The organism is Flavobacterium sp., assembly GCF_025352015.1.
Taxonomy (GTDB): domain Bacteria; phylum Bacteroidota; class Bacteroidia; order Flavobacteriales; family Flavobacteriaceae; genus Flavobacterium.
Map to the genome: position 1 here is coordinate 50,922 of NZ_JANXUG010000010.1, position 26,365 is coordinate 77,286.

The following is a 26,365-nucleotide window of genomic DNA, read 5'->3' on the forward strand; positions in this document are numbered from 1 at the left end:
TATGGTTTTATTTTACTAAATTTGCACTTCAAAATTAGCAATAAATAACTAGTTCTTTTTATGAAAAAAGCAGAAAACATCATCGTCGGAATTTCTATCGGTGATTTGAACGGTATTGGAAGCGAGGTTGTCCTTAAAACGTTCGAAGACTCAAGAATGTTAGAGCTATGCACACCAGTTATTTTTGCCAATGTAAAAGTATTATCATTTATAAAGAAAACACTTGAGCTTAATGTACCACTTCACGGAATTGATAATCTAGAGCAATTAGTAATCGGGAAAATTAACATATTAAATATTTGGCGCGAAGGAGTTGATTTGAATTTTGGTATCAATGATGATAATATTGGAAAATATGCTATCAAATCTTTTGTAGCCGCTACAAAAGCTTTAAAAGAAAGTCAAATAGATGTTTTAGTTACAGCACCAATCAACAAATATAACATTCAATCCGAAGACTTTAAATTTCCGGGTCATACCGATTGTCTAAACCAAGAATTAGAAGGTAATGCGCTAATGTTCATGGTTCAAGACAACTTAAGAATAGGATTATTTACAGACCATATACCAGTTAACGAAGTCGCTAAACATTTGACTGAAAAATTAATCATTCAAAAAATTGAAACTATTAAACACAGTTTGGTTCAAGACTTCGGGATCAACAAACCAAAAATAGCCGTTTTGTCTTTGAACCCGCATGCAGGAGATAATGGTATCATTGGCAAAGAAGACGACGAAATTTTAAAGCCTACCATAAAAAAATTATTTGAAAAAGGAACATTGGTCTTTGGACCTTATCCTGCTGATGGTTTTTTTGGAAGTAACCAATATGAAAAATACGATGCAGTCATAGCGACTTATCACGACCAAGGTTTGATTCCTTTTAAAACTTTGTCTTTTGGTAAAGGTGTAAACTATACTGCGGGACTGAATAAAATAAGAACTTCTCCAGACCATGGCACTGCGTACGAAATTGCGGGTAAAGGAATTGCCGATTATAATTCGTTCAAAGAAGCTGTTTATTTAGCGATTGACATCTATAATTCAAGAAATGAGTATTCGGAAATCAGCCAAAATCCTATGAAAACCAAAGAAAAGCACTTATAAACAAAAAAATGGTTACAAGGCTTTTGAAATTGCAATAATTTTATATCTTTGCACTCCGAAACTTCGGGCTCAAATTGTTGTTTAGATGAAAAGTACAAATGAATTTTTGATTCCTTTTTTAGGATTAAAATTAGGAAAACATCAATTTGAATTTAAAATTAATAAAAAGTTCTTTGACGAATTTAGTTTTGATGAATTTGAAAGTTATGATGTAACTGTCAATGTTGTTTTAGATAAGAAGACAACTATGTTAGAAATCAACTTTAAACACATAGGTACCGTTAATGTTCCTTGTGATTTAACTGGAGAACAGTTTGATTTACCTATTAAAGGAAAAATAAAACTGGTAGTACAGTTTGGAGAAGAATTTAATAATGATAATGACGAATTATTGATATTGCCTCATGGCGAATATCAAATAGATTTATCACAATACATTTATGAAATGATTGTATTGTCTGTTCCTCTCAAAAGAGTCCATCCTGGCGTAAAGGATGAAACATTGCAAAACGAAACATTGCAAAAATTAAACGAATTACAGGTTAAAGGCTCGAGCTATAGCGAACAAGCGAAGCAAATAAAAGAAGAAGTAAAAAAAGAAGATGATATTGACCCACGTTGGGACAAATTAAAACAACTATTAACGGATAAATAATATAGTAAAATGGCACATCCTAAAAGAAAAATCTCCAAAACAAGAAGAGATAAAAGAAGAACTCACTACAAAGCAACTGTAGCTCAAATTGCAACTTGTCCCATAACTGGAGAAGCACATTTATACCACAGAGCCTACTGGCATGAAGGCAAAATGTATTATAGAGGACAAGTAGTTATTGATAAATCAGTAGCTGTTGCCTAATTAAAGTTTTTTTTACAAAATTAACTCTCACTTTGTGGGAGTTTTTTGTTTTAAGAAATTTAATAAATATCATTAACTAATTAACTCACGTATAATTATTTTTTGTAATTTCCACAACTTTTCAAACTTAAAAAAGCGAAAAGAAAAACCCTATTTATGAATACAATCACAGCCGCAATTACAGCAGTTGGAGCTTATGTTCCAGAATTTGTACTCTCAAATCAAGTACTGGAAAAAATGGTTGAAACCAATGACGAATGGATTACCACTCGCACCGGAATTAAAGAAAGAAGACTTTTAAAAGATAAAGGGAAAGGCACATCGTTTTTGGCTATAAAAGCCGCTCAAGATTTAATTGCTAGGGCCAATATCAATCCAGCCGAAATAGATTTGGTAATCCTAGCATCTACAACACCAGATATGCCCGTGGCCGCGACAGGTGTTTTCGTAGCTACCCAAATTGGTGCTGTAAATGCTTTTGCTTATGACTTACAAGCTGCTTGCTCTAGCTTTCTTTATGGAATGTCAAATGCTGCAGCCTATATTCAATCAGGTAGATATAAAAAGGTATTGTTGATTGGAGCCGATAAAATGTCGTCTATTATAGATTATGCAGACAGAGCTACTTGTATTATTTTTGGTGATGGTGCTGGGGCAGTTTTATTCGAACCAAATTATGAAGGTCTTGGTTTGCAAGATGAACTTCTAAAAAGTGATGGAATTGGTAGGGAATACCTTAAAATTGATGCTGGTGGATCTATTCTTCCTACCTCAAAGGAAACGGTTGAAAATCGTCAACATTTTGTATACCAAGATGGGAAAACTGTATTCAAGTATGCTGTTTCTGGGATGGCTGATGTAAGCGAAAAAATCATGGAACGTAATAATTTGACTAAAGATAGCGTGAACTGGTTAATTGCCCACCAAGCTAACAAAAGAATTATTGATGCAACAGCAAACAGAATGGGACTTGATGAAAAAAAGGTATTGATAAACATTCAAAAATATGGCAATACTACTTCTGCAACTTTGCCGTTGTTATTGAGTGATTTTGAAGATAAATTTAAAAAAGGAGATAATTTAATTTTTGCAGCATTTGGTGGCGGATTCACTTGGGGTTCTATCTACTTAAAATGGGCATATAACAAATAATAAATTAATATAAAACTAACTAATTATGGATTTAAAAGAAATTCAAAACCTAATCAAATTTGTATCTAATTCAGGAGTGGCCGAAGTAAAGTTAGAAACAGGTGATATAAAAATTACCATCAGAACTACATTAGAAGGTAATTCGCCCGATATTACATATTTGCAACAATCACCAATGCAACAAAGCATGACAGCACCCGTTGCGCCTAATCCGGTTCCAGTTGCACCAACTGCTCCAGCCGTTGTGACCGATGAAAATTCAAAATATGTTACGATTAAATCTCCAATGATTGGAACTTTTTATCGCAAACCATCACCAGATAAGCCAATGTTTGTTGAGGTAGGAAGTACTATTCAAAAAGGAGATGTGCTTTGTGTGGTTGAAGCTATGAAATTATTCAACGAAATTGAAGCAGAAATTACAGGTAAAATTGTCAAAATTTTAGTAGACGATATGTCACCAGTTGAATTTGACCAACCATTATTTTTAGTTGACCCAAATTGATTTTAGAATGTAGATTAACGATTTTAGATTTATCGGTTATTAAATTTTAAAAAATTTATAGTAAGTCTATTCTCTAAATATATTTCATCTATTAGTCTAATTATCAAATTGTTTAATTATCAAATTAAGAAAAATGTTTAAAAAAATATTAGTTGCCAATAGAGGAGAAATTGCGCTCCGCGTGATAAGAACCTGCAAAGAAATGGGCATCAAGACTGTAGCGGTTTATTCTACTGCCGATGCAGAAAGTTTACACGTGAAGTTCGCGGACGAAGCTGTTTGTATTGGTCCACCGCCAAGTAATTTATCGTATTTAAAAATGTCCAATATAATAGCCGCTGCAGAAATTACCAATGCAGATGCCATTCATCCCGGATATGGTTTTTTATCTGAAAATTCTAAATTTTCTAAAATTTGTCAAGAACATGGTATCAAGTTTATAGGCGCTTCGCCTGAAATGATTGATAGGATGGGAGATAAAGCTTCAGCAAAAGCAACTATGAAAGCGGCCGGAGTTCCTTGTGTTCCTGGTTCAGAAGGAATTTTAGAATCCTATGAACAAGCAGAAAAAATTGCAGCTGAATTTGGCTATCCCGTAATGCTGAAAGCAACTGCTGGTGGTGGTGGAAAAGGAATGCGTGCTGTTTGGAAAAAAGAAGATTTGTTGAAATCTTGGGAAAGTGCTCGTCAGGAATCGGCAGCAGCTTTCGGAAACGATGGAATGTATCTAGAAAAATTAATCGAAGAACCTCGTCATATAGAAATACAAGTTGTGGGCGATTCATACGGAAAAGCATGTCACTTATCCGAAAGAGATTGCTCGGTACAACGGCGTCACCAAAAATTAACAGAAGAAACGCCTTCGCCATTTATGACAGATGAATTACGTCACAAAATGGGAGAAGCCGCAGTTAAAGCTGCTGAATATATCAAATATGAAGGTGCCGGAACGGTAGAATTCTTGGTAGATAAGCATAGAAATTTCTATTTTATGGAAATGAATACACGTATTCAGGTAGAACATCCCATTACAGAACAGGTTATTGATTATGATTTGATTCGAGAGCAGATATTAGTTGCTGCAGGCGTGCCAATTTCGGGTAAAAATTATTTACCACAATTGCATGCTATTGAATGTCGTATTAATGCAGAAGATCCATACAATGATTTCCGCCCATCACCAGGAAAAATCACAACACTTCATGCACCTGGTGGTCACGGTGTACGATTAGACACACACGTTTATGCAGGTTATACTATCCCGCCAAATTATGACTCGATGATTGCTAAGTTAATTACTACTGCGCAAACCAGGCAAGAAGCTATCAATAAAATGAAGCGTGCCTTGGATGAGTTTGTGATTGAAGGAATTAAAACAACGATTCCTTTTCACAGACAATTGATGGATGAACCAGATTACGTGGCCGGAAATTATACTACCGCTTTTATGGATACCTTTAAAATGAATAATCCAGAATAATTAGAATTACAAAAGCCCAACTTGAAGAGTTGGGTTTTCTTTTATTACAACGTTTCTTTTAACCATTTATAGAATTCACGTTGCCAAACAATAGCATTTTGCGGTTTTAAAACCCAGTGATTTTCTTCGGGTAAGTATAGCAAACGACTTTTTATGCGACGAAGTTGTGCCGCCTGAAATGCTTCTTGCGCTTGTCCTATCGGGACACGATAATCTTTTCCGCCTTGAATAATAAGAATTGGAGCGTTCCATTTGTCTACAAAGTTTATTGGGTTAAATTTAGTATACGATTTTTGTGCAACGGCATTGTCTTTATCCCAATAAGGTCCACCAAAATCCCAGTTGTTAAAAAAAACTTCTTCTGTTGTGCCAAACATACTTTGGGTATTGAAAACGCCATCATGAGCAATGAACGTTTTAAAACGATTTTTATGAATTCCAGCCAAATAGAAAACAGAATATCCTCCATAACTAGCGCCAACACAACCCAAACGCCCTTTGTCAACATAACTCTCTTTGGATATATCATCAATTGCCGAAAGATAATCGTCCATTACTTGTCCGCCCCAATCTTTAGAAATTTGCTCATTCCATGCCTGTCCGTGTCCATACATTCCTCTTCTGTTTGGAGCTACTACAATATAACCTTGGGATGCCATTAAGGAAAAATTCCAACGGAAAGAATAAAACTGTGTTAACGGTGATTGTGGGCCGCCTTGGCAGTACAACAGAGTTGGATATTTTTTAAATTTATCAAAATTGGGTGGCAAGATGACCCAAACGAGCATTTTTTTACCGTCGGTAGTGGTGAGATATCTTCTTTCAAACTTTGGCAATGATAATTTAGCATAAAAATCATCATTGGTTTTGGTCAATTGCGTGAATGCTTTTTTCTTTAGGTTATACGAATAAATTTCAGTAGCATGATTCATGTCGGTTCTAGAAACAATAATGTTTTCACCAGAGAATCCCACAATGTCGTGCGTGTCAAAATCGCCGCTGGTTACTTGTTTAATATTAGTAGCTATACCCGCCATTACAGTTTTATTTTTTAAATCAATTTCGAATAGCTGAAGAGTTCCGTCAATTGCAGCTATGAAATATATTTTGTTTCCATCGGGACTCCATTTAAAACTCTCTACAGATCCATCCCAAGATGCAGTTAAATTGATTTTAGCTGCTCCTTTCCCACGAAGGATAATGTCGTTTTTATCCGCTTCATAACCGTCACGTTTCATTTGTAACCAGGTTAAATCCCCGTTTGGAGAGAAAATCGGATTGGTATCATAGCCAAGATTGTTTTCTGTTAAATTTTTAGTGGTTTTTGTTTCGATATTAAATTCATACAAATCAGTATTTGTAGAAATCGCATAAGCAGTTCCGAATTTCTTTTTGCTAACATAGACAATGCTTTTACTGTCGGAGGACCAAATATAGTCTTCGTCTCCACCAAAGGGTTTTTGTGGTGAATCATAAGGTTCATCTTTCATGATGTCAAACGGAGTTGCTTTTGAGGTGTTATTCACAGCATAAAAAACATGATTGTGCGTTCCATTATTCCAAGTATCCCAATGACGATAATCTAATCCGTCATAGATTTGTGCTTCCGATTTGTCTAATTCTGGATAAAAATCTTTACCAAAAACGTTTTCGGTTTTAACTTCTTGTGTAGATAAAATATAGTTGAAGTCTGGAGAAACATTTTTGTCAGCGACTAAATTCTTTGAATCGGCTTCTTGAATTTCGACTGAATTTCCTCCGTTAACAGGTATTTTATAAAATTTGGAATTGGATTTATTTTCTTCTACTACAGGCGTTGACACTTTGTAGACAATTGTTTTTTTGTCTTTGGAAATTCCTAAAGCGGTTAGTCTGCCCAATTTCCATAATCCTTCGGGAGTTAAAACTTGTTGTGCTGATGTGGCAATGCTCATGATACTAACGATTAGAAAAAGTATTTGCTTCATTTTTTGATAATTTTGATAAAAGGCTAAAAGTAGCAAAATAAATCTATAAAAAAAGATGGTGCAAAGTGTGATTTGTATAAAAATATAGGAAACATTAGCAAACTAAAGTTTGCAAACCTCATTATCACTGGCAATGCTCCTCCTAATATTAAATATAAAAAAAAGCCACACTTTTCAGTATGGCTTTTTGGTTTTTATTAAAAACTACTCTTTTATAAAACGTTTTGTTGTGCTTGACGTTCCGTTTGAGATTTCGATTAAGAACGTTCCTGTTTTTAAAGCACCCACGTATATAGATTCGCTTTCTATTTTTCCGTTTCCTAATTCTTGTCCCATCATGTTGAAAATTTTATAAGTTGATGGTTGTTCAAGATTTGAAATATTTAAAATATCACCTTTTACAGGATTTGGAAATAAGTTGAACGAAACTATTGATGAACTAACATCTCCTCTTGCTGCAGAGGTAATGTTTACAGTATAATCTTCTACTTGACCATATGTAAATGATTCGCATGAAGTAGGAACACCATTATATTTTAGAGAAACCCTCATTCTGGTGGTGCCTAAAGTAGCTGTGGCTGGTATAGTAAATGTTCCTGTAACAGGTGTTGTAGTAGAAGCAGTTTTGGTAAATACTGTTTCGCCTGCATCAGTAAACACGCCGTTCCCATTATAGTCAATAAATACCGCATAACCTTCGGGATATACTGTGCTAGTCCATGCTGGAGTTATGGTTATTGAGTAGGCTGTTCCTTGTACTGCATTTGTCGAAATAGCTGTAAAGTTTTCATAACCAGCAGTTCCGGTTGACGGGTTATTGATAGTTCCAAAAACAACTTTACCAATTTTTTCATCGGTAGTAATACTAGATTTTGATGTACAATATGTAATAGTAGTAACAGGAGTTGTTACACTAACGGTGTTGCTGGAAGGGGAAACATTTCCTGAAGCATCTTTTGCAATCACATAAAAAGTGTAAGTGGTAGATGCTGTTAAACCCGTTACGGCTAAAGTTGTAGTAGTAACATTGGTTTTAAAAACTCCATTTTGATAAACATCATAAGACGTAACTCCAACATTGTCTGTGGCTCCTGTCCATGATAAATTAGTAGTTGTAGAAGTAGTTCCAGAGGCACTTAAAGTTGCTGCAGTTGGAGCAACTGTGTCGGGAATTCCTGCTTGGATGTTTATAGTGTAATCTTCCACTTGACCATAAGAGAATGTTTCGCAAGAAGTTGGTATTCCGTTGTATTTCAATGAAACGCGCATTCTAGCAGCACCTAAAGTAGCCGATACTGGAATGGTAAATGTTCCTAAAATTGGCGTGGTGGTTGAAGCTGCTTTGGTAAAAACAGTTTCGCCTGCATCAGTAAAAACACCATTTTTATTGTAATCTATAAATACTGCATAACCTTCAGGATATACTGTGCTTGTCCAAGCTGGAGTGATGGTAATTGTATTTGAAGTCCCAGCCGTAACATTTGTAGAAAGTGCAGTGAAATCTTCGTAACCTGCTGTTCCTGTTGATGGATTGTTAATCGTCCCAAAAACAACTTTTCCAATTTTTTCATCGGTGGTTACAGAACCCAGCGAAGTGCAATAAGTAACAGATGCAGCCAAAGTTGTTACACTAACACTATTGCTTGCAGTTGAAGAATTACCTGCTGCATCTTTTGCAATAACATAAAAAGTATATGTTGTTGAAGCTGTTAATCCAGATATAGTCAATGAGGTCGCGGTTACATTAGATTTAAAAACGCTATTTTGATACACATCATACGAGGTAACGCCAACATTATCTGTGGCACCTGACCAAGATAAATTAGTAGCACTTGAAGTAGTTCCTGATGCGCTTAAAGTAGGTGGCGTTGGCGCAGTTGTGTCTGGAGTTAAAGTTGTTACAGTAGCAGTATTACTGGCTACAGATATATTTCCGGCAGCGTCTTTGGCTTTTACCGTGAATGCATATGTAGTTGATGCCGTTAAACCTGTTACGGCAAAAGAGGTAGCTGTTGTTGTAGAGCCCAATAATACGCTGTCTTTATATACATCATATCCAGTTACGCCAACATTATCTGTAGCGCCTGTCCAAGATAAGTTTGTAGTGGTTAAAGTGGTTCCCGATGCAGATAAGGTAGGTGCTGAAGGTGCAGTTGTATCAGGAACCGGAGCTAGAGTTGTTACACTTAAAGCATTACTTGCTACAGAAACATTTCCTGCAGCATCTTTAGCTTTCACAGTAAATATATATGTTGTAGAATTTGTTAAACCTGAAACAGTATAAGTGGTAGCTGTTGTTGTTGAGCCTATTAACAAACTATCTTTGTATATGTCATATCCTGTTACGGCAACGTTATCGGTTGCTCCGCTCCAAGATAGATTGGTTGTTGTTTGCGTAGTTCCAGAAGCTGTTAATGTTGGTGCTGTTGGTGCAACTGTGTCTGTGGAACCTGCTGTAATAGTAAAGTTGGTATTAGAAACATCAAAGAAAATATGATTTGATCCTTTAACCATTATTCTACAAGCGTTGCTTGGAGTATTTGGTAAGGTTACAGCTTGTGTTCCATCATTAGGTGTTGCTGCTACTATAGTTGTCCAAGTAATTCCGCCATCGGTAGATAATAAGATATCTACATTTGGACAATTTACATTATTGGCAGTTGTTCCTGAAACATTCCAGGTTATAGTTTGAGATGAACCTCCAGCATACGACACGGCTGTATTTGGTGACGTAACCGAAAATGGACCTGCAGTAGCATTCACCGTTACAATCATATCATCACTATTATTGGCTGGACCTCCAACATGATTATCACGAATCGTTAATCTAAAGTTTAAAGTTCTAGCTACATTTGGAACTGCTTCCCATTTCCAAGAAGTTGCACCGGTTAAAACCGTTGACATTTGAGGAAAATAACGAACTGGAGCTGTTGATGTTGGAAATGATTTAAAAGCTGGTCCTGTTGTAGCGGTAACACTAGGATAAGTTGTTGTGGTTGTACCAACGTCCATTTGTTCCCAGTCATAAGTTAGCGCATCGCCATTAGCATCAGTAGCTGTTCCTGTAAGCATAAAAGCTGTTCCTTTTGGTATAGTATAATCTAAACCAGCATTAGAAGTTGGTACAGCATTCCCTGTAGGTGTATTGGTTTGACAAGTAGTAGTTTTGATATAATTGGTAACTTGTTGAATACTTACCGCATGAAAAAAGGGATCTGAATGCGCTTGAACATCAGTGGCACCGGTAATTCCTGCATATCCCATGATGGTCGTTGCACTACCAGGTTCTACTTGAGCAATAGTTCCTTCATTACTAAAAGTAAATGTATGATTTCCACCAAATTGATGCCCCATTTCGTGGGCTACATAATCAATATCAAAATTGTCTCCCGACGGAATTCCATCTGCTGGCGACGTAATACCGCTTCCTTTTTGTCCGTTTACACATACACATCCAATACAACCTGCATTTCCGCCACCACCTGTAGCGCCAAATAAATGTCCGATATCGTAATTAGCTTCCCCAATTACAGAGGTTAAAGTAGATTGTAGTTGCGCATTCCATTGCGACATATTAGCTGCTGCCGCATAAGGATCGGTATTGGGATCGGTGTAAATTACAGCATCGGTATTTGCAATTAAATTCATGTGTGCCCCAAAATCTTTTTCAAATACGCCATTCACACGAGTTAAAGAGTTATTAATAGCAGCCAAAGCCAAAGCTTTTGTTCCTCCAAAATATACGGTATATTCACCAGTACATGACATTGCTAAACGAAAAGTCCTTAACGTTCCATCATCAGCATTTGGTCTTGCGGTACTAGTAGTAGCTATTTGATTTTGAGCTGTTGCAACTACCGTACATTCAAATTTATTTAAAGAAGCCGCTTTGTCTGATTTTTTATAAACGGTATAGGTAGTTAAATCCTGTGAAATAGGCTCAATAAAAACCGCCGAACTGTCAGCATAAATTACCATTGATTTGAATCCTAAAGGGGACACACTAAAATAGGCTGTTGCTGTTGGGTTCTCAATCCCAATCCCAATATACGATTTGATTTCAGGATAGCGAGCTGCTAACGCAGGATCCATATTCGAACTTTCATAAACACTAAATTTCTCCAAAACACCTTCAGCATTTGGAATAGCTATTATGATTGCTGCATTTTTTGTGGTTGTCGTTCTTGCAGGAGCATAGATTAGGCTATTCTTTAAACTTGATATGTTTAAGTCGAAAAGTCTTTTTTCTGGAAGTTGCATTCTGGAGTCAAGCGCAACCATATTACTTTTTTTTGTAATGGCACTCCATACTGTATTTTTGTTTTGGGCAAAAGTAACATTTAGTGCAACTAACAGCGTAACAATGAGTAATTTGAATTTCATAAACATGTTTGGTTAAATTAAAATTTAAGCATCAAAATTAAAATTATTATTAACAAATCATTTAAATTTTTAATAAAACTATTAACAAATCAATCATCTAAAGGCTTGACTGTTGAACTATGCCTAAAAAATTATTATTTTTCGTACGAAAATTATAAATTTGAAAATTTTTGCTTTCAATGTATTAGAAAAAAGTATTTTTAGAAAAAAAACAAATGAATTTAAGTTATTGGGAACTTAAAAATTGGTTTACAAATATTGATTTCACTATTGTCGGAAGTGGAATTGTGGGGCTTCATTGTGCATTATCATTAAGAGAACGGTTTCCAAAAAGTAAAATTTTGATTCTAGAAATGGGAATTTTACCTCAAGGTGCTAGTACCAAGAATGCTGGTTTTGCTTGTTTTGGAAGTCTATCTGAAATTTTAGATGATTTGAAAACCCATAGCGAAGAGGAAGTAATGCAGCTCATTCAAAAACGTTGGAACGGATTGCAATTGTTACGGAAAAATTTAGGCGATCAAGCAATTGATTTTAAGCCTTATGGCGGTTATGAATTATTTTTAAAAGATGAAAAACACACTTATAATGACTGTTTACAAAAACTTCCGTTTATAAATGACTTACTGAAACCACTTTTCAGCAACGATGTTTTTGCAAAAAGAACAAATAATTTTGCTTTTCAAGGCATACAAGAATCTTTAATTTTTAATCCATTTGAAGCCCAAATTGATACCGGAAAAATGATGAATGCATTGTTGAAAAAAGCTATTAGCAGCGATATTTTAATTTTAAATCACATTGAAGTGATGTCATATTATGAAAAAAGAGATTGTGTAGCTGTATCGCTGTCGAATTTTAGTTTTTCTTCCAAAAAAGTATTATTTGCTATTAATGGTTTTGCGGGGAAATTGACCAGTAATCAAGTAAAACCAGCAAGAGCACAGGTTTTGATTACCGAACCGATTCCTAATCTTAACATCAAAGGAACTTTTCATCTTGACAAAGGGTATAATTATTTCCGAAATATTGACGACAGAATTTTATTGGGTGGCGGAAGAAATTTAGCCTTTGAAGAAGAAACGACCACTAAATTTGGTGAAACTGAAATAATTCAAAATCGTTTGGAAAAATTATTAAAAGAAGTAATTTTACCTAATACCGAATTTAAAATTGCCCATCGCTGGAGCGGAATTATGGGTTTAGGTGCCACAAAAAATCCTATTGTTGAGCAACTATCAGAACATGTTTATTGTGGTGTGCGATTGGGTGGAATGGGAGTTGCAATTGGGAGTTTAATTGGTCAAGAATTAGCAGATTTGGTAAAATAAAATATGATAAAAAAAATTTCAGGTTGGTTTTGGAAAGCCCTGCTTTGGTTCTTCGGACTTTCCATTTTGTCGGTCATTATATTCAAATGGGTTCCTATTCCGGTTACACCCTTAATGATAACAAGGATTATTGAGTTTAAGATTGATGGCGATGTGGCTATTTATAGTCACCACTGGGTTCCGTTAGAAGAAATATCTCCAAATCTTCAAAAAGCAGTAATTGCCAGCGAAGACGGAAACTTTTTAAAGCACAGTGGCTTTGATTTTATGGCAATAAAAAAAGCCTTTAAAAATAATACTAAAGGGAAAAAGCTCAAAGGCGGCAGTACCATCTCTCAACAAACCGCAAAAAATGTTTTTTTGTGGCAAGGTAGAAGTTATGTTCGAAAAGGATTAGAAGTTTATTTTACTGTTTTAATAGAACTCATTTGGGGCAAAAAACGCATCATGGAAGTCTATTTGAATAGCATAGAAATGGGCAATGGTGTGTATGGTGCTCAAGAAGCAGCACGACATTGGTATACCAAAAAAGCTATCGATTTGAATATAAAAGAAGCAGCAGGAATTGCTGCCATTTTACCCAATCCTAGAAAATTCAAAGCCTCAAATTCTTCAACTTATATTAATAGTAGAAAGGATGAAATAATGAGAGCAATGAGTTATATAAGAAAAATTGAATACTAAAAAAGCTGTTTAGTTTTAATTAACTGAACAGCTTTTTAAATTATGTTGAAGACCTTTTAGTAAAACAAAGGTTTGTATTGAGTCCAATGTTTAAGTATTAAAATTGTATTAAATATAACAATCACAAGCGCAATTGACAATCCGGGAATATCTAAAAACAGGTGAAATAATAAAATATTGATAGATATGGGCGCCAATATTGTTAAAGCAAAAGCGACCCATTTTTTTAGTATTAATAGGATGCCAATTAACACTTCTAAAGCTCCTACCACAGGAAAAATATAACCAGTTGCGCCAAGTGAATTCATGAATTTTCCAGCTTTGGTATTAATGTCAGGTAAATCCATGGGAATAAAATGAAAAATCATGTTCGCGCCAAACACAACAAGTGCTATGCCTAGTGAAACTCTAACTATTCTAGTAAACATTGAATTCATACATATCTATTTTAATTAATAATGTGGTAAAAATAACATTAATTAATTATATAAAAAATACTTTAATGCTTAAAACTTTACCATATTTATAAACAATTACAAAAATTATTAACAGCTTTGATACTTATAGATTAAAAATTATCCCTAAAACTACATTTCTTCCAATATTTGGAATCTCATCAGATTTTAATCTAGATAAATGCGACACATACGTTTTATCAAATACATTATTAGCATTTAAATTAAAGTTGAAAATAGTTTTATTGAAAATGATTTTTCCACCTAAACCTAAATTTAACAATGTGTAATCGTTAGTTCTAGTTTCGAATTCGCTGTTGTTGTTTTGTGCAAATGTGCTTTCAATATTCAAAGTTGCAAAACCTTCTTTCCACCAGTTTTTCATATTGAATTCACCTTTAAAAGTATTGTTCCATTTATTGGCTGGAATTAAAGGTAGATTACTTCCGTCATCTTTTTTGCCAATAACCGTTTCAAAACTACTCGTAAAATGCAACCAATCAAAAGGATGTGGATGAAAATGAATTCCAGCTTCACCACCAAATAATTTGGCGTTAGCCTGAACGTAATCAAACACATTGTTGCCCGTAATAATGTTCCCATTTGGAGCAATGAAAATATAGTTGTTAATGTGATTATAAAAACCGTTAGCGAAGATTTCAAAATGAGAGCTTTTAAACTCGATGTTCAAATCGGTTTGTAAATTTTGTTCATTTTTTAGGTAAGCATTTCCTATTTCATAACGATTACTTCCTTCATGTACACCATTCGAGGTTAATTCGGCTAAATTTGGAGCACGGAAACCTGAAGCAACATTTAAACGAAGTGTTAAATCATCGGCTAAATTTGTTTTATAACCCAACGACGCATTGAAACTGTCAAAATTTTTATCAACCGCCTCAAAATAACCTTCCTGACTAACAATTCCGTGAGTTTTGCTTGAGACTTTTCGGTTATCAAAACGAAGTCCGGCTTGCAAAACATTTTTTCCGAATTCATAATTGGCAGTTCCAAAAACTCCAAAATCATTCGTTGTAGCATCTGGAATTAATAATTCTACACCAGAATTAGTATTTGTTTGATGCATTCCTTGCAAGCCAACAATGGTTTCTACTTTTCCAAGTTTTGGCAAATAATATTTCAAATCATAGTTTATCGTTCGTAATTTCATGTGCAAATTTGCCAAATCAGTAGTTGCAAACTCACCCCGGTCGTTAAAAATATAACCCAAATCAGCATCGAGTTTTGAGTTCTTGAAATAGAAGTTATTATGAAGGCTCAAAATATGATTGTAAACAGCTTGTTTAGGGAACGCAGTGGAATGGCTGTTAGATTGTTCTCCTATACCGTTTTCAGGAATTCCTAAATCCAACTTATTGAAATTGTAGCGCAGCACACTCGAAAAACTCGAATTGCTGTAACCAATTCCGCCTTTCAAATCGGTTTCATTATAACGTGAATTGGTTACTCTATCACCACTAGGAACTTGATAATCTGCATGAATATTGAAACTTCCACGAGCTAAAAATTTCCAATTTTCGGTTGAAGTTTTTAAACCCAATGATGTATTGCTTCCCAAAGTATTCGAAAACACACGTTGACTAAAATCGGCTTTAAATTCTTTCGGATTAGCAAATTTTTCAGGATTGAAATATAACACGCCACCAAGCGCATCTGAACCATAAAGCAAGGAAGCTGGACCTTTGATGACTTCTACACTTTCAACTCCGGCATCGTTTAAACCCAAACCATGTTCTTCTCCAAATTGTTGATTTTCTAACCGCACACCTTGCGAATACACCAAAACACGATTGCCGCTTAAGCCACGAATAACAGGTTTCCCAATAGAAGTCCCTGTTGAAACTTGGGAAACACCCGGAATAGTTGCCAAACCTTCAATCAATGTTGCGGCTCCTTTTTGTTGTAAAGACTTAACACTTTCGTGTTCTACTTTCATCACGTTTTGCGATTGTAATTTGTTGAAAGCTGTAGAAACAATCACTTCATCCATGTGGATAATATTGTCTTCTAAAATTATATTTTGAGTGGTTTCTTTTTCAGATAATGAAATAGAAAGTATTTGAGTGCCATAACCAGCAGAAGAGTACATGATCTTAAAAGTACCATCGGGTAAATTTTGTAAAGTATAGTTTCCGTCATTATCAGAAATGGTTTCTTTATGGATTTCCGGAATAGAGACGATAACATTCGGTAATGGTTTATTGTCTTTGTTAGAAACAGCTCCAACGATTTTGTTTTGTGCTGACACAAATAGAGAGAACCCTAACAATAAGGTTACATAAAAAATTTTCATGTTTTTGATTTTAATTATTGTAAATGATTTTTAGTGCCAATGATTTTGGCTAAACCGATTAAACAATAACTATTGGCGGTGCCCGAAGCGAAAATAGTGATCCTCTAAAAGATTGTGTTATTTCTTTAGAATAACAAAATGTGTACGAATAAGTAACCTCTGTTTTTCTGAAATCAAAAGTGTAAAAATGTGTAGGAGTGTAATTGCCGTGCGCGAATTCGCAAACGAAACAATGATCAAAATCATGATGGTGATGAGTGATTTCGGTTTCGTTTAAAGCGTATTTATGATGGCAATGTTTTTCGGTAATAAATTCTTCCAAGTGATGAAAAGAGTGGAAGGACTGCAGCAAAATAGCTCCCATCACCATCACAGTGAACGATAAACTTATTATGCAAATTTTGTTTTTCATCAGCGGCAAGTATAGGATAACCTGAAATAAAAGCTATATAATTTAACAAATTTTGTGATTTGATAAACCAAACGATTACCTAAAAATGTCTTTTGCGCAAATTCGATAATCGACTACACTAAATTATGTTTCACTAAATATTCAGCAATTTGAATTGTGTTGGTTGCAGCACCTTTGCGCAAATTATCTGAAACAATCCACATGTTTAGTGAATTTGGCTGGCTTTCGTCACGACGAATTCTACCCACAAATACATCGTCTTTTCCTTGTGCGTACAACGGCATTGGATACGTGTAAGTATCGTTATTATCTTGAACAGTTACGCCATCAGTATGATGCAAAATGTTGCGCACTTCATTCACCTCAAAATCATTCCAAAACTCTACATTCACGGCTTCACTATGCCCACCAACTACTGGAATTCGGATAGCAGTTGCAGTAACTGCAATCGATTTGTCTCCAATAATTTTTTGGGTTTCGCGAACTAATTTCATCTCTTCTTTAGTGTAACCATTGTCTTCAAAACTGTCGCATTGTGGAATTGCATTGCGGTGAATTTGGTATTTATACGCCATATCGCCTTGAACACCAGCGTATTCATTTTCCAATTGCTTTACAGCTTTCACGCCAGTTCCGGTAATGGATTGGTAAGTAGAAACAATCACACGTTTGATGTTGTATTTTTTATGCAATGGCGCTAAAACCATTACCATTTGAATGGTCGAACAGTTTGGATTAGCGATGATTTTATCTTCTTTGGTTAATTCAGATGCGTTGATTTCGGGAACGATTAATTTTTTGGTTGGATCCATTCGCCATGCCGAAGAATTATCAATGACAGTAGTACCAGCTGCAGCAAATTTTGGAGCCCAAGCTAAAGAAGTTTCGCCACCAGCCGAAAATAAAGCAATATCAGCTTTCATGTCAACTGCAGTTTGAAGACCAACAACTTTATATTTTTTTCCTTTGAATTCAATTTCCTTTCCCACTGATTTTTCGGAAGCAACGGGAATTAATTCGGTTACCGGAAAATTTCTTTCAGATAATATTTTAAGCATTACTTCGCCAACCATTCCGGTTGCGCCAACAACGGCAACTTTCATATTTTATCGATTTATAATTTTTGAAAAACAAAAGTAATTAGAAAATAGTTTGCAAAATGAAAATTTTGCATATTCAGTAACGAATTTAGCCTGTTGAAGTTTTAATAAAGAAAAACCGCTTCAATCAAGAAGCGGTTTAGTCCTGAAACTAGTTCAGGATAAATTAGAATAAATAATGTAGCGGTGTTATTTTTTCAGTAAATCTCTGATTTGAGTTAGTAACTCTTCCTGACTTGGTCCCGCTGGAGCAACAGTCGCAGCTACTTCTTTCTTTTTCGCATTTTCTGCAGCACGTAAAATAATGAAAATAAACAGCGCAATAATAATAAAATTAATCACCGCTTGAACAAAATTACCATACGTCATCACACTTGCTTTAGCAGCTTTTGCCGCGGCTAAATTTTCATAAGTTTGACCGTTTAAAGAAATGAATTTTGAGGCAAAATCAATTCCTCCAGTAATTAAACCAACAAGTGGCATGATAATATCATCCACAGCCGATCCTACAATTTTTCCGAAAGCACCACCGATTACCACCGCTGTTGCTAAACTTAACACATCGCCTTTCATTAAAGAGGCTTTAAAATCACTAAAAAATCCCATAATTATTTTTGTTTTATTGGTTAGTTAAAGTAAAATTAATTTTTTTTTTAACATTTCAATTTTTTTTTTGATTATTCTCTAAAAAATACTCTTTTAACCCGTTGTGAAATGCTGGTCAGAATTTCGTAAGGAATAGTGTTCAGTTGTTTTGCTATAAAATTTACCGTTGGATTTTCTCCAAAAATAACAACTGTATTACCTTCCTTACAATCTATAGAGGTGACATTTACCATCAACATATCCATGCAAATACTTCCTATTATTTTGGCGGGTTTGCCATTAATCATTACATATCCAACACCTTGTCCCCAACTTCGTCGAATTCCATCAGCGTAACCAATAGGAATTGTGGCAATTTTTGTGGTTTCTGTAGCTATAAATCGTCTGCCATACCCTACGCTTTCGTCTTTGTCAATTGTTCTGATTTGAGAAATAACCGATTTTAAAGTGCCCACTATTTCCAGTTCTTTTTGCTCTTCTAAATCATTTGAAATTCCATATAAACCTATGCCTAACCGAACCATGTCGTATTGTGCTTCTGGGTAATTTGTAATTCCAGATGTATTTAAAGTATGAAGAATTGGTTTTACGTTTAGTTCTGTCATTATTCTGGAGGACAACTTTTCAAATAAGGAAATTTGTAATTTGGAAAAGGTATCGTGTTTCAAATCGTCGCTCGTTGCCATGTGTGATAAAATGCTTTTGATTTGGACGGTTTCATTTGATTTTAGAACCTGTATTAAATCGGATATATTTTCTTCTTCAAAACCAAGACGATGCATTCCTGTATCTATTTTGATATGAATTGGAAACTTTTTTAGTTTTTTTTGTTCGGCAATTTTTAAGAATGCTTTCAATCCTTTGATGGAATAAATTTCGGGTTCCAGCTGATGCTGAATAATAGCAGCAAAACTCGTCGATTCTGGATTTAATACCATAATCGGAACATTAATTCCAGCATTTTTTAACGAAATTCCCTCATCGGCGAAAGCCACACCAAGATAATCAACTTTGTGATGTTCGAGTAATTTGGCAATTTCAAAACCACCATTGCCGTATCCAAAAGCTTTGACCATTACCATCATTTTGGTTTTTGGTTTCAGCTTCGATTTATAAAAATTCAGGTTATAACTAATCGAGTTGAGGTTGATTTCGAGAACTGTTTCATGCGTTTTTTCCTCGAGCATCGAAACGATTTCTTCAAAATGAAAATCACGTGCGCCTTTTATTAAAATGGTTTCGTTTTCAAAGTTTAAATTGTCAAAAGCATTGGTAAATGCAGCAACATCTTTAAAAGTAATGCAATTGATAAATTTGTTTTTGTATAACGAAATAGTTTCGCCAATGCCAATCACGCGGGTAATTTTATTCGAAATAATCAATTGGGACACTTGCGAATAGAGCGTATCATTACTCAAACCGCTTTGGAAAATATCAGATAGAATTAGTGTTTTCTTTTTGTGCTGTTTTTGATTTTCAAGAAAGTCTAAAGCTATTTTCAACGATTGAAAATCAGAACTATAACTATCATCAATAAGGGTGCAATTATAAATCCCGGTTTTTACTTTCAACCGCATTTCTACGGGATACAATTGCGCCATTCTTGTTTGAATTGCTTTTTGGTTGTAACCAAAATAGAGCATCACCATCATGCACTGAATCGCATTTTCTACTGATGCCTGGTCCTGAAACGGAATGATAATAGGAAACGTATCTTCTCTATAAGTAACTTGTAATTCGGTTAGTTCTTCACTATTTTTTTTGGTGATAAAAACATCAGCACTTTTATCATCTGAACACCAACTGAAGGTTTTTATTTTCGGATTTACAAAAGCAATAATAGTTTTATTCTTGTTTAGAATTAAGACGTTTACGGAGGAAAAGAGCTTTAGTTTTTCTTTAATTTTTTCACCTACGCTCGAAAATCCTTCATCATGCGCTGAACCTATATTTGTTAAAATTCCAATAGTAGGTTGAATGATTTTTTGCAGTTTTTCCATCTCATTTGTGGTGGAAATTCCTGCTTCAAAAATGCCCAGATTGTGTTTTTCGTTGATACCCAAAACAGAAAGTGGTACACCAACTTGTGAGTTATAACTTTTTGGGCTTCGGATGATATTAAAATCAGGGCTTAACAAAAAATTTAACCATTCTTTGATAATCGTTTTTCCGTTGCTTCCGGTAATGCCAATAATAGGAAATTCAAACAAACTGCGGTAATATTTGGCAAATTTTTGTAAAGCATCAAGTGTGTTTTCTACAACCAAAAAATTAGCATTCTCTTCAAATGATTGAGGAATATGTGTTACTACAAAATACTGAACTCCTTTAAAAATTAGCTCTTCTATAAATTCATGACCATCATGATTTGGTCCTTTTAGACAAAAAAACAGTGTGTTTTCGTCATTTTGTAACGAGCGACTATCGATTGAAATCCCGTCTATTATTGCCACATCATTTTTGCCAACCCAAATGGCTTTGATGATGGGAATAATATTTCGGATAGTTTGTGTCAAGTTTTATGAAATTATTCTTCTATTGATAAATGTTTTGCGTCTTTTACTTCCATATTTTCGCGCATGGCGTTGTAATAAGCAGCACGGCTCAAGGGTTCGTATTCTTCGGTTTCGCCAAGCATGACGAGTTTGTCATTGTCATTTTTTCTGAAACTGTAATGCGCCAAGTTTCCTGTTCTTGTGCACACGGCGTGCACCTTAGTAACATATTCCGCAGTTGCCATTAAGGCTGGCATTGGTCCAAATGGATTGCCTTTAAAATCCATGTCCAATCCTGCTATGATAACTCTGATACCAGCATTCGCTAAATCATTGCAAACCGAAACAATCTCATCATCAAAAAATTGGGCTTCATCAATACCAACTACATCGCAACCTTGCGCTAAAATTCGGATAGTAGCTGCTGATGGAACCGGGCTGGAACGGATTTCATTTTTGTTGTGCGACACGACCATTTCGTGATCATAACGCGTGTCGATGGCAGGTTTAAAAATCTCAACTTTTTGTTTGGCAAATTGCGCTCTTTTTAATCGTCTGATAAGCTCTTCGGTTTTTCCCGAAAACATCGAACCGCAGATGACTTCAATCCAGCCAAATTGTTCTTTATGATTTACTGTATTTTCGAGAAACATTTTGTATTTTTCTTGCGCTTAAAATGAATAGTTTTTATTACTTTGTCACGGAAACAAACCGACATAAATTTTCCCTATTTTTACGTCGATTCAAATGTAGAAAATTTTTATTTAAGGCAACTTCTTCCCGTGATTAAATAAATGGATTGGAAGACAATTAACTAAAACACTAGCAATTTCAAAATAAAATGAAAAAAAGATTAGAATCTGAATTAATTAGCATTGCGCACCGAATTTTAAAATTGAAAAACAAATCAGAAGTTGATCAGTTGTACAAGGAAACGCAAAAATTATATGAAACGCTGGCTGTTTTAAAATTTTATCAAGATAATTTCGAATCGGTAAAATCAGATGTTTCCGAAGTTGTTTTAGAAGAAAAATTAGAACAACATTTTGAAAATCAAATCTTAAATAAAGATGAGCCAATTACCAAACCAGTTGAAGAAGCAAGTGTTAAAGTACTTGACAAGCCAGAAAGTGTCATCGAATCATCATTGGAAAAAGTTTCAGAAGAAGCAATAGATGAACCAACAATTGTTTCTGAAAAAACTAAAGAAACGGCGCAAGAATCAGAGCCAAAAGATGATGAAAAGCCACTGTTTAAACCAAGCTTTGAATTAGAAATTGATGCCGTAGAAGCTGAACCTGCTGACCAAAAAAATAGCGAATCGATAAAGCAAATTGAAACCGAAATAAAACCAAATACAAAACATGTGGCGTTGCATGATTTGTTGGGAGAAAATTATGTAGATCCTATTTTTGTAAAACCAAATGAAGTGTCTTTATTTGAATCAGACACGAGCTCCGGCAAACAGGCGGAGCAAACTAAATTTGAAGCGCCAAAAACAACTGCTATAAATGATGCGCATTCAAAATCAATCGCCATTGGATTGAACGACCGAATTGGCTTTGTGCAACATCTTTTTAAAGACAGTAATGAAGATTTTAATCGTGTAATTTCACAATTGAACACTTTTGATACTTTTGAAGAAGCCAAAGATTTTATCAATGAGATGGTAATTCCAGATTACAATTATTGGGTTGGGGAGGAAGATTACATTGAACGCTTTATGGCAATTGTGGAAAAGAAATTCGTGTAAATGTCCAAACTTTTTATAGTTCCAACGCCAATAGGCAATCTTGAAGACATGACTTTCAGAGCGATTAGAGTTTTGAAAGAAGCCGATTTGATTTTGGCCGAAGATACTCGAACAAGCGGAAAACTTTTAAAACATTACGATATTGACACGCACATGCACAGCCATCACATGCATAACGAACACAAAACTGTTGAGAATTTGATTAAGCGTTTGCAGTCTGGTGAAACTATTGCATTGATTAGCGATGCTGGAACACCTGCCATTTCTGACCCCGGATTTCTGTTGACCCGAGCGTGTGTCGAAAATAATATTGAAGTCGATTGTTTGCCAGGCGCTACGGCTTTTGTTCCGGCTTTGGTGAATAGCGGTTTGCCCAATGATAAATTTATCTTCGAAGGATTTTTGCCCGAAAAAAAAGGAAGACAAACCAGATATTTAGCATTGACCGAAGAAAATCGAACCATGATTTTCTATGTTTCGCCTCATAAACTACTAAAAACTTTAGCGGAATTTGTCCAGTATTTTGGTGCCGAAAGACCAATTTCGGTTTCCAGAGAATTATCTAAACTACATGAAGAAACCATACGAGGAACAGCAGAGGAAGTACTAAAACATTTCGAAGCCAAACCACCAAAAGGAGAAATTGTAGCTGTAGTTGGAGGAAAAATTTTAGAGACAAGAGACAAGAAGTAAGATAAATTTGATGAATGAAAAAAATACTGGCAATAATTTGTGTGGTTTTATTTTTTGGGTGCAAATCAAAATCTATTCTCAATCAGGAAAAAACCAATGTTTTATTTATAGGCAACAGCTTGACATATTTTCACGATATGCCTACTACACTTCAATCTATGTTGAATGAAAAACATTATAATTTCAATGTTGAACAATCTACATTTGATGGAATGACTTTGCAAGGTCATTTAACACATATGATTATTAAAAAAAGCGGAGATACTCTTTATACTAGAACAAAAGAAATAGGTGAAATTACAGAAACAGAAAAAAAAATAGCTTCAAAAAAATGGGATATTATCATATTACAAGAAGGTTCGGGAAATCATTACTTCCCTGATGCCGTTAAGGAAGTTACAGGGCCTACAGTAAAAAAAATAGAAGGACTCGTGAATAATAAAGATTGTAAATTTATTATGTTCAATACTTGGACTTCTAAAGGCAAATATCCAAGAAAAAAAGAATGTATAGCAAAAGCATACTTCGATGAAACGAAATATTTTATGGGCGAAGAAGTTAACGAAGAAGATAAATTTTGCTCACCAGAAAGGCTTAATTTGGAACAAGATGTAAAAATATTAAGTGAATGTTTTGATGGAATTAAAAAGCAAGACGATTTAACGTTAACAAATCATTGTCAAAAACATTATAATGTGAGAAAGAAATATCCTGAAATTGAATTGTATGATGATGATTGTCATCCTTCTGAAGCAGGATCTTTTCTTAATGCATGTGTTTTTTATAATCTTTTGACTGGAGAAAAAGCATCCAAACTTATTTTTTTTTGGGAAACTAAATCCCAAAACAGCTAAAATTTTAAAAAAGCAATCAGAGTAAATCTTATTCCACTTCCAAATCCACAAACGAAAAACTATTCCCACTAAACAATCCTTTGTCTGACAATTTTAAATCGGGAATTACCAATAACGCCATAAACGAAAGCGTCATAAATGGAGCCTTTAAATTGCTTCCTAATTGTTTAGACATCGCATCAATTTCTTGGTATAATTTTCCGGTGTCCCAACCATCTTTATCACTCATTATTCCAGCAACGGGAAGTACTAACGATTTATTTTCAGAACCATTTACAACGCAGATTCCACCTTTATTTTCAATCAGGATATTAACTGCTTTGCAGATTTCTTCATCTGTAGTTCCAACCGCAACAATATTATGGCAATCGTGTGCGACTGAACTTGCAATTGCACCACTTTTCAATCCAAAGTTTTTGATAAAAGCAATCGCTGGTGGCGTGTTTTCATAACGATTGACAACTGCCATTTTTAAAATATCGTCTTTTGTATTGGAAACTAATTTTTCGTTTACCAATAAAGAACTGTGATGAATTTCATTAGTAATCAACTGTCCTTCCAAAGCTTCAATGACGCGGATGGTTTTTGCTGAACTTTGAACCTCAAAATCACTCAAAACTTTGGGCGAAGTATTGAAATTATTTGGCTTATCAAATTCGACATGTTTTATAAACGATTTTCCGTTTTTGGCAACCAATTCTCCATTAATATACGTTTTCAGGACTTTAAAATCGGATAAATCTTCTACTACAATAAAATCGGCTGCATCATTTTTTTGTAACAAACCAACATCCATTTTATAATGTTTCACAGGATTTATGCACGCCATTTGTAAAACTTTGAAAACATCAAAACCTTTAGCTACGGCTTGTGCGCAAAGCAAATTGATATGTCCCACAATCAAATCGTCGGGATGTTTATCGTCAGAACAAAACATCATATTTTGATAATTTTCAGGAAGCAAATCTATCAAAGCTTCAAAGTTCTTGGCGGCACTTCCTTCGCGAATGAGCACTTTCATGCCGAGAGATAATTTTTCTGCGGCTTCGTCATACGTAAAACATTCATGGTCGGTAGAAATTCCGGCAGCAATATATTTTTCGATGGGCGCTCCCCGCAAGCCTGGCGCGTGACCATCAACTGGTTTATTGTAATGTTTTGCCCAAGCAATTTTTTTTAAGACTTCGTCATCATCAAACAAAACGCCAGGATAATTCATCATTTCTGATAGATAATAAATATCGGGCGACGCCATTAATGCTGCGATTTGATTGGAATCAATTACGGCTCCAGCTGTTTCAAAAAAAGTTGCAGGAACGCATGATGGCGCACCAAAATGAAATTTAAAAGACACTTTTTTTCCGTTGTCAATCATGAAATGTACACCAGCTGTTCCCAGAACATTTGCAATTTCGTGAGGGTCAGAAATAGTTCCAACCGTACCGTGCAACACGGCAATTTTGGCAAATTCTGATGGTACTAACATTGAACTTTCGATATGGATGTGGGCATCAATAAACCCAGGAAGAATATAATTTTTTACTTCATGTTTTTTCTCAATTATGGAACTAATTTTACCGTTTTCGATGGTAATTTCTCCAGAATATATTTTCCTGTTTTCAATATCTACAATTTGTCCTTGAATTTGCATTTTTAACTAAATTTTAAAGCTCAAAAATAGTGAATATTAAATCAGTTTCTTTAAAAGCATTTGTTGGTTTGTTGAAATTATTTTTCTTACTTTTAAATTCTTATTTTCGTACTGCTAACTTCGTAAATCGTACTTTAAAATGCGCTGGACAATAAAATCAAAACCTTCCCAAGAAAAAATAAATGCAATAGCTTCTGAACTCAATGTTAGCGAATTAATTGCTACACTTTTGGTTCAACGAGGCATAGAAACCTTTAAACAAGCGCGTGAATTTTTTCGACCAAGTTTGGATGATTTGCACGATCCCTATTTGATGAAAGACATGGACAAAGCGGTTTACCGAATTGAAAAAGCGATTGCCAACGGAGAAAATATTTTAGTTTTTGGCGATTACGATGTCGATGGAACCACAGCAGTTTCACTAATGTCCAGTTATTTGAAAAGTTATTATTCTAATGTTGCCACTTACATTCCGGATCGTTATGATGAAGGTTACGGTATTTCATTCAAAGGAATTGACTTTGCCGATGACAACGGATTTTCGCTAATTATTGCTTTGGATTG

General features: G+C 34.8%; 22 protein-coding genes. 12 read left to right on the forward strand and 10 right to left on the reverse strand.

Annotated elements, in window-relative coordinates; translation table 11 throughout:
- The first annotated feature begins 60 nt into the window (after positions 1–60).
- The 6 genes from pdxA to accC all read left to right on the forward strand — a co-directional run bounded on the left by pdxA (position 61) and on the right by accC (position 5,103).
- Positions 61–1,107 carry a 4-hydroxythreonine-4-phosphate dehydrogenase PdxA gene (pdxA, locus tag Q0Q96_RS00995; RefSeq protein ID WP_293870420.1) on the forward strand — a complete coding sequence of 349 codons (1,047 nt, stop codon included), beginning with the start codon at positions 61–63 and terminating at the stop codon, positions 1,105–1,107.
- An 85-nt stretch (positions 1,108–1,192) separates the two neighbouring features.
- A complete protein-coding gene (locus Q0Q96_RS01000) occupies positions 1,193–1,762 on the forward strand; it encodes a DUF177 domain-containing protein (protein ID WP_293870423.1) in 570 nt (189 codons plus the stop codon).
- A gap of 9 nt (positions 1,763–1,771) precedes the next feature.
- On the forward strand, positions 1,772–1,966 hold the full coding sequence (gene rpmF / locus Q0Q96_RS01005; RefSeq protein ID WP_007137315.1) for a 50S ribosomal protein L32: 195 nt from the start codon (positions 1,772–1,774) through the stop codon (positions 1,964–1,966).
- A gap of 156 nt (positions 1,967–2,122) precedes the next feature.
- A complete protein-coding gene (locus tag Q0Q96_RS01010) occupies positions 2,123–3,118 on the forward strand; it encodes a beta-ketoacyl-ACP synthase III (RefSeq protein ID WP_293870575.1) in 996 nt (331 codons plus the stop codon).
- Between the two features lie 25 nt (positions 3,119–3,143).
- Positions 3,144–3,623: an acetyl-CoA carboxylase biotin carboxyl carrier protein gene (accB, locus tag Q0Q96_RS01015; RefSeq protein ID WP_293870578.1), complete on the forward strand. Its 480-nt coding sequence runs from the start codon at positions 3,144–3,146 to the stop codon at positions 3,621–3,623.
- A 133-nt stretch (positions 3,624–3,756) separates the two neighbouring features.
- On the forward strand, positions 3,757–5,103 hold the full coding sequence (accC, locus tag Q0Q96_RS01020; protein ID WP_293870581.1) for an acetyl-CoA carboxylase biotin carboxylase subunit: 1,347 nt from the start codon (positions 3,757–3,759) through the stop codon (positions 5,101–5,103).
- 44 nt (positions 5,104–5,147) lie between these two features.
- Here the strand turns inward: accC and Q0Q96_RS01025 are convergent, their stop codons facing one another.
- Together Q0Q96_RS01025 and Q0Q96_RS01030 are read right to left on the reverse strand one after the other, a co-directional pair.
- Positions 5,148–7,070 carry a S9 family peptidase gene (locus tag Q0Q96_RS01025; protein ID WP_293870584.1) on the reverse strand — a complete coding sequence of 641 codons (1,923 nt, stop codon included), beginning with the start codon at positions 7,068–7,070 and terminating at the stop codon, positions 5,148–5,150.
- Between the two features lie 204 nt (positions 7,071–7,274).
- Positions 7,275–11,453, reverse strand: coding sequence for a reprolysin-like metallopeptidase (locus Q0Q96_RS01030; RefSeq protein ID WP_293870587.1), 4,179 nt, complete (start codon positions 11,451–11,453; stop codon positions 7,275–7,277).
- 215 nt (positions 11,454–11,668) lie between these two features.
- Between Q0Q96_RS01030 and Q0Q96_RS01035 the strand changes: the two genes are divergently transcribed.
- Both Q0Q96_RS01035 and mtgA read left to right on the forward strand, forming a co-directional pair.
- Positions 11,669–12,784 carry an FAD-dependent oxidoreductase gene (locus Q0Q96_RS01035; protein WP_293870590.1) on the forward strand — a complete coding sequence of 372 codons (1,116 nt, stop codon included), beginning with the start codon at positions 11,669–11,671 and terminating at the stop codon, positions 12,782–12,784.
- Positions 12,785–12,787: 3 nt separating this feature from the next.
- On the forward strand, positions 12,788–13,468 hold the full coding sequence (gene mtgA, locus Q0Q96_RS01040; protein ID WP_293870593.1) for a monofunctional biosynthetic peptidoglycan transglycosylase: 681 nt from the start codon (positions 12,788–12,790) through the stop codon (positions 13,466–13,468).
- A 56-nt stretch (positions 13,469–13,524) separates the two neighbouring features.
- Here mtgA and Q0Q96_RS01045 read toward each other — a convergent pair whose 3' ends face one another.
- The 7 genes from Q0Q96_RS01045 to Q0Q96_RS01075 all read right to left on the reverse strand — a co-directional run bounded on the left by Q0Q96_RS01045 (position 13,525) and on the right by Q0Q96_RS01075 (position 21,503).
- Positions 13,525–13,905, reverse strand: coding sequence for a DoxX protein (locus Q0Q96_RS01045; protein ID WP_293870596.1), 381 nt, complete (start codon positions 13,903–13,905; stop codon positions 13,525–13,527).
- 124 nt (positions 13,906–14,029) lie between these two features.
- Entirely contained in the window at positions 14,030–16,237 is a 2,208-nt protein-coding gene (locus Q0Q96_RS01050) for a TonB-dependent receptor (protein ID WP_293870598.1), read from the reverse strand.
- A 58-nt stretch (positions 16,238–16,295) separates the two neighbouring features.
- Positions 16,296–16,649: a hypothetical protein gene (locus Q0Q96_RS01055; RefSeq protein ID WP_293870601.1), complete on the reverse strand. Its 354-nt coding sequence runs from the start codon at positions 16,647–16,649 to the stop codon at positions 16,296–16,298.
- A 113-nt stretch (positions 16,650–16,762) separates the two neighbouring features.
- A complete protein-coding gene (locus tag Q0Q96_RS01060) occupies positions 16,763–17,752 on the reverse strand; it encodes an aspartate-semialdehyde dehydrogenase (RefSeq protein ID WP_293870604.1) in 990 nt (329 codons plus the stop codon).
- Between the two features lie 186 nt (positions 17,753–17,938).
- Complete coding sequence (gene mscL, locus Q0Q96_RS01065) at positions 17,939–18,355, reverse strand: large conductance mechanosensitive channel protein MscL (RefSeq protein ID WP_293870606.1); 417 nt, start codon at positions 18,353–18,355, stop codon at positions 17,939–17,941.
- 71 nt (positions 18,356–18,426) lie between these two features.
- The gene (locus tag Q0Q96_RS01070; protein ID WP_293870609.1) at positions 18,427–20,871 is read right to left on the reverse strand and encodes a bifunctional UDP-N-acetylmuramoyl-tripeptide:D-alanyl-D-alanine ligase/alanine racemase; all 2,445 of its coding nucleotides are present in this window, start codon (positions 20,869–20,871) and stop codon (positions 18,427–18,429) included.
- Between the two features lie 11 nt (positions 20,872–20,882).
- Positions 20,883–21,503, reverse strand: coding sequence for a thymidine kinase (locus Q0Q96_RS01075; protein ID WP_293870612.1), 621 nt, complete (start codon positions 21,501–21,503; stop codon positions 20,883–20,885).
- Positions 21,504–21,691: 188 nt separating this feature from the next.
- Between Q0Q96_RS01075 and Q0Q96_RS01080 the strand changes: the two genes are divergently transcribed.
- From Q0Q96_RS01080 to Q0Q96_RS01090, 3 genes are read left to right on the forward strand one after another with little or no spacing between them, the layout of a single operon-like run.
- The gene (locus tag Q0Q96_RS01080) at positions 21,692–22,603 is read left to right on the forward strand and encodes a hypothetical protein (protein ID WP_293870615.1); all 912 of its coding nucleotides are present in this window, start codon (positions 21,692–21,694) and stop codon (positions 22,601–22,603) included.
- Positions 22,604–23,296 (forward strand): 16S rRNA (cytidine(1402)-2'-O)-methyltransferase, encoded by a 693-nt coding sequence (rsmI, locus tag Q0Q96_RS01085; protein ID WP_293870618.1) that lies wholly within the window; start codon positions 22,604–22,606, stop codon positions 23,294–23,296.
- 14 nt (positions 23,297–23,310) lie between these two features.
- Positions 23,311–24,150 (forward strand): DUF4886 domain-containing protein, encoded by an 840-nt coding sequence (locus tag Q0Q96_RS01090; protein ID WP_293870620.1) that lies wholly within the window; start codon positions 23,311–23,313, stop codon positions 24,148–24,150.
- A gap of 28 nt (positions 24,151–24,178) precedes the next feature.
- Here Q0Q96_RS01090 and ade read toward each other — a convergent pair whose 3' ends face one another.
- Positions 24,179–25,801, reverse strand: a complete 1,623-nt coding sequence (ade, locus tag Q0Q96_RS01095; RefSeq protein WP_293870622.1) for an adenine deaminase — start codon at positions 25,799–25,801, stop codon at positions 24,179–24,181.
- Between the two features lie 139 nt (positions 25,802–25,940).
- Between ade and Q0Q96_RS01100 the strand changes: the two genes are divergently transcribed.
- On the forward strand, positions 25,941–26,365 hold a 425-nt coding region (locus Q0Q96_RS01100), incomplete at its 3' end, for a DHH family phosphoesterase (RefSeq protein ID WP_366068732.1).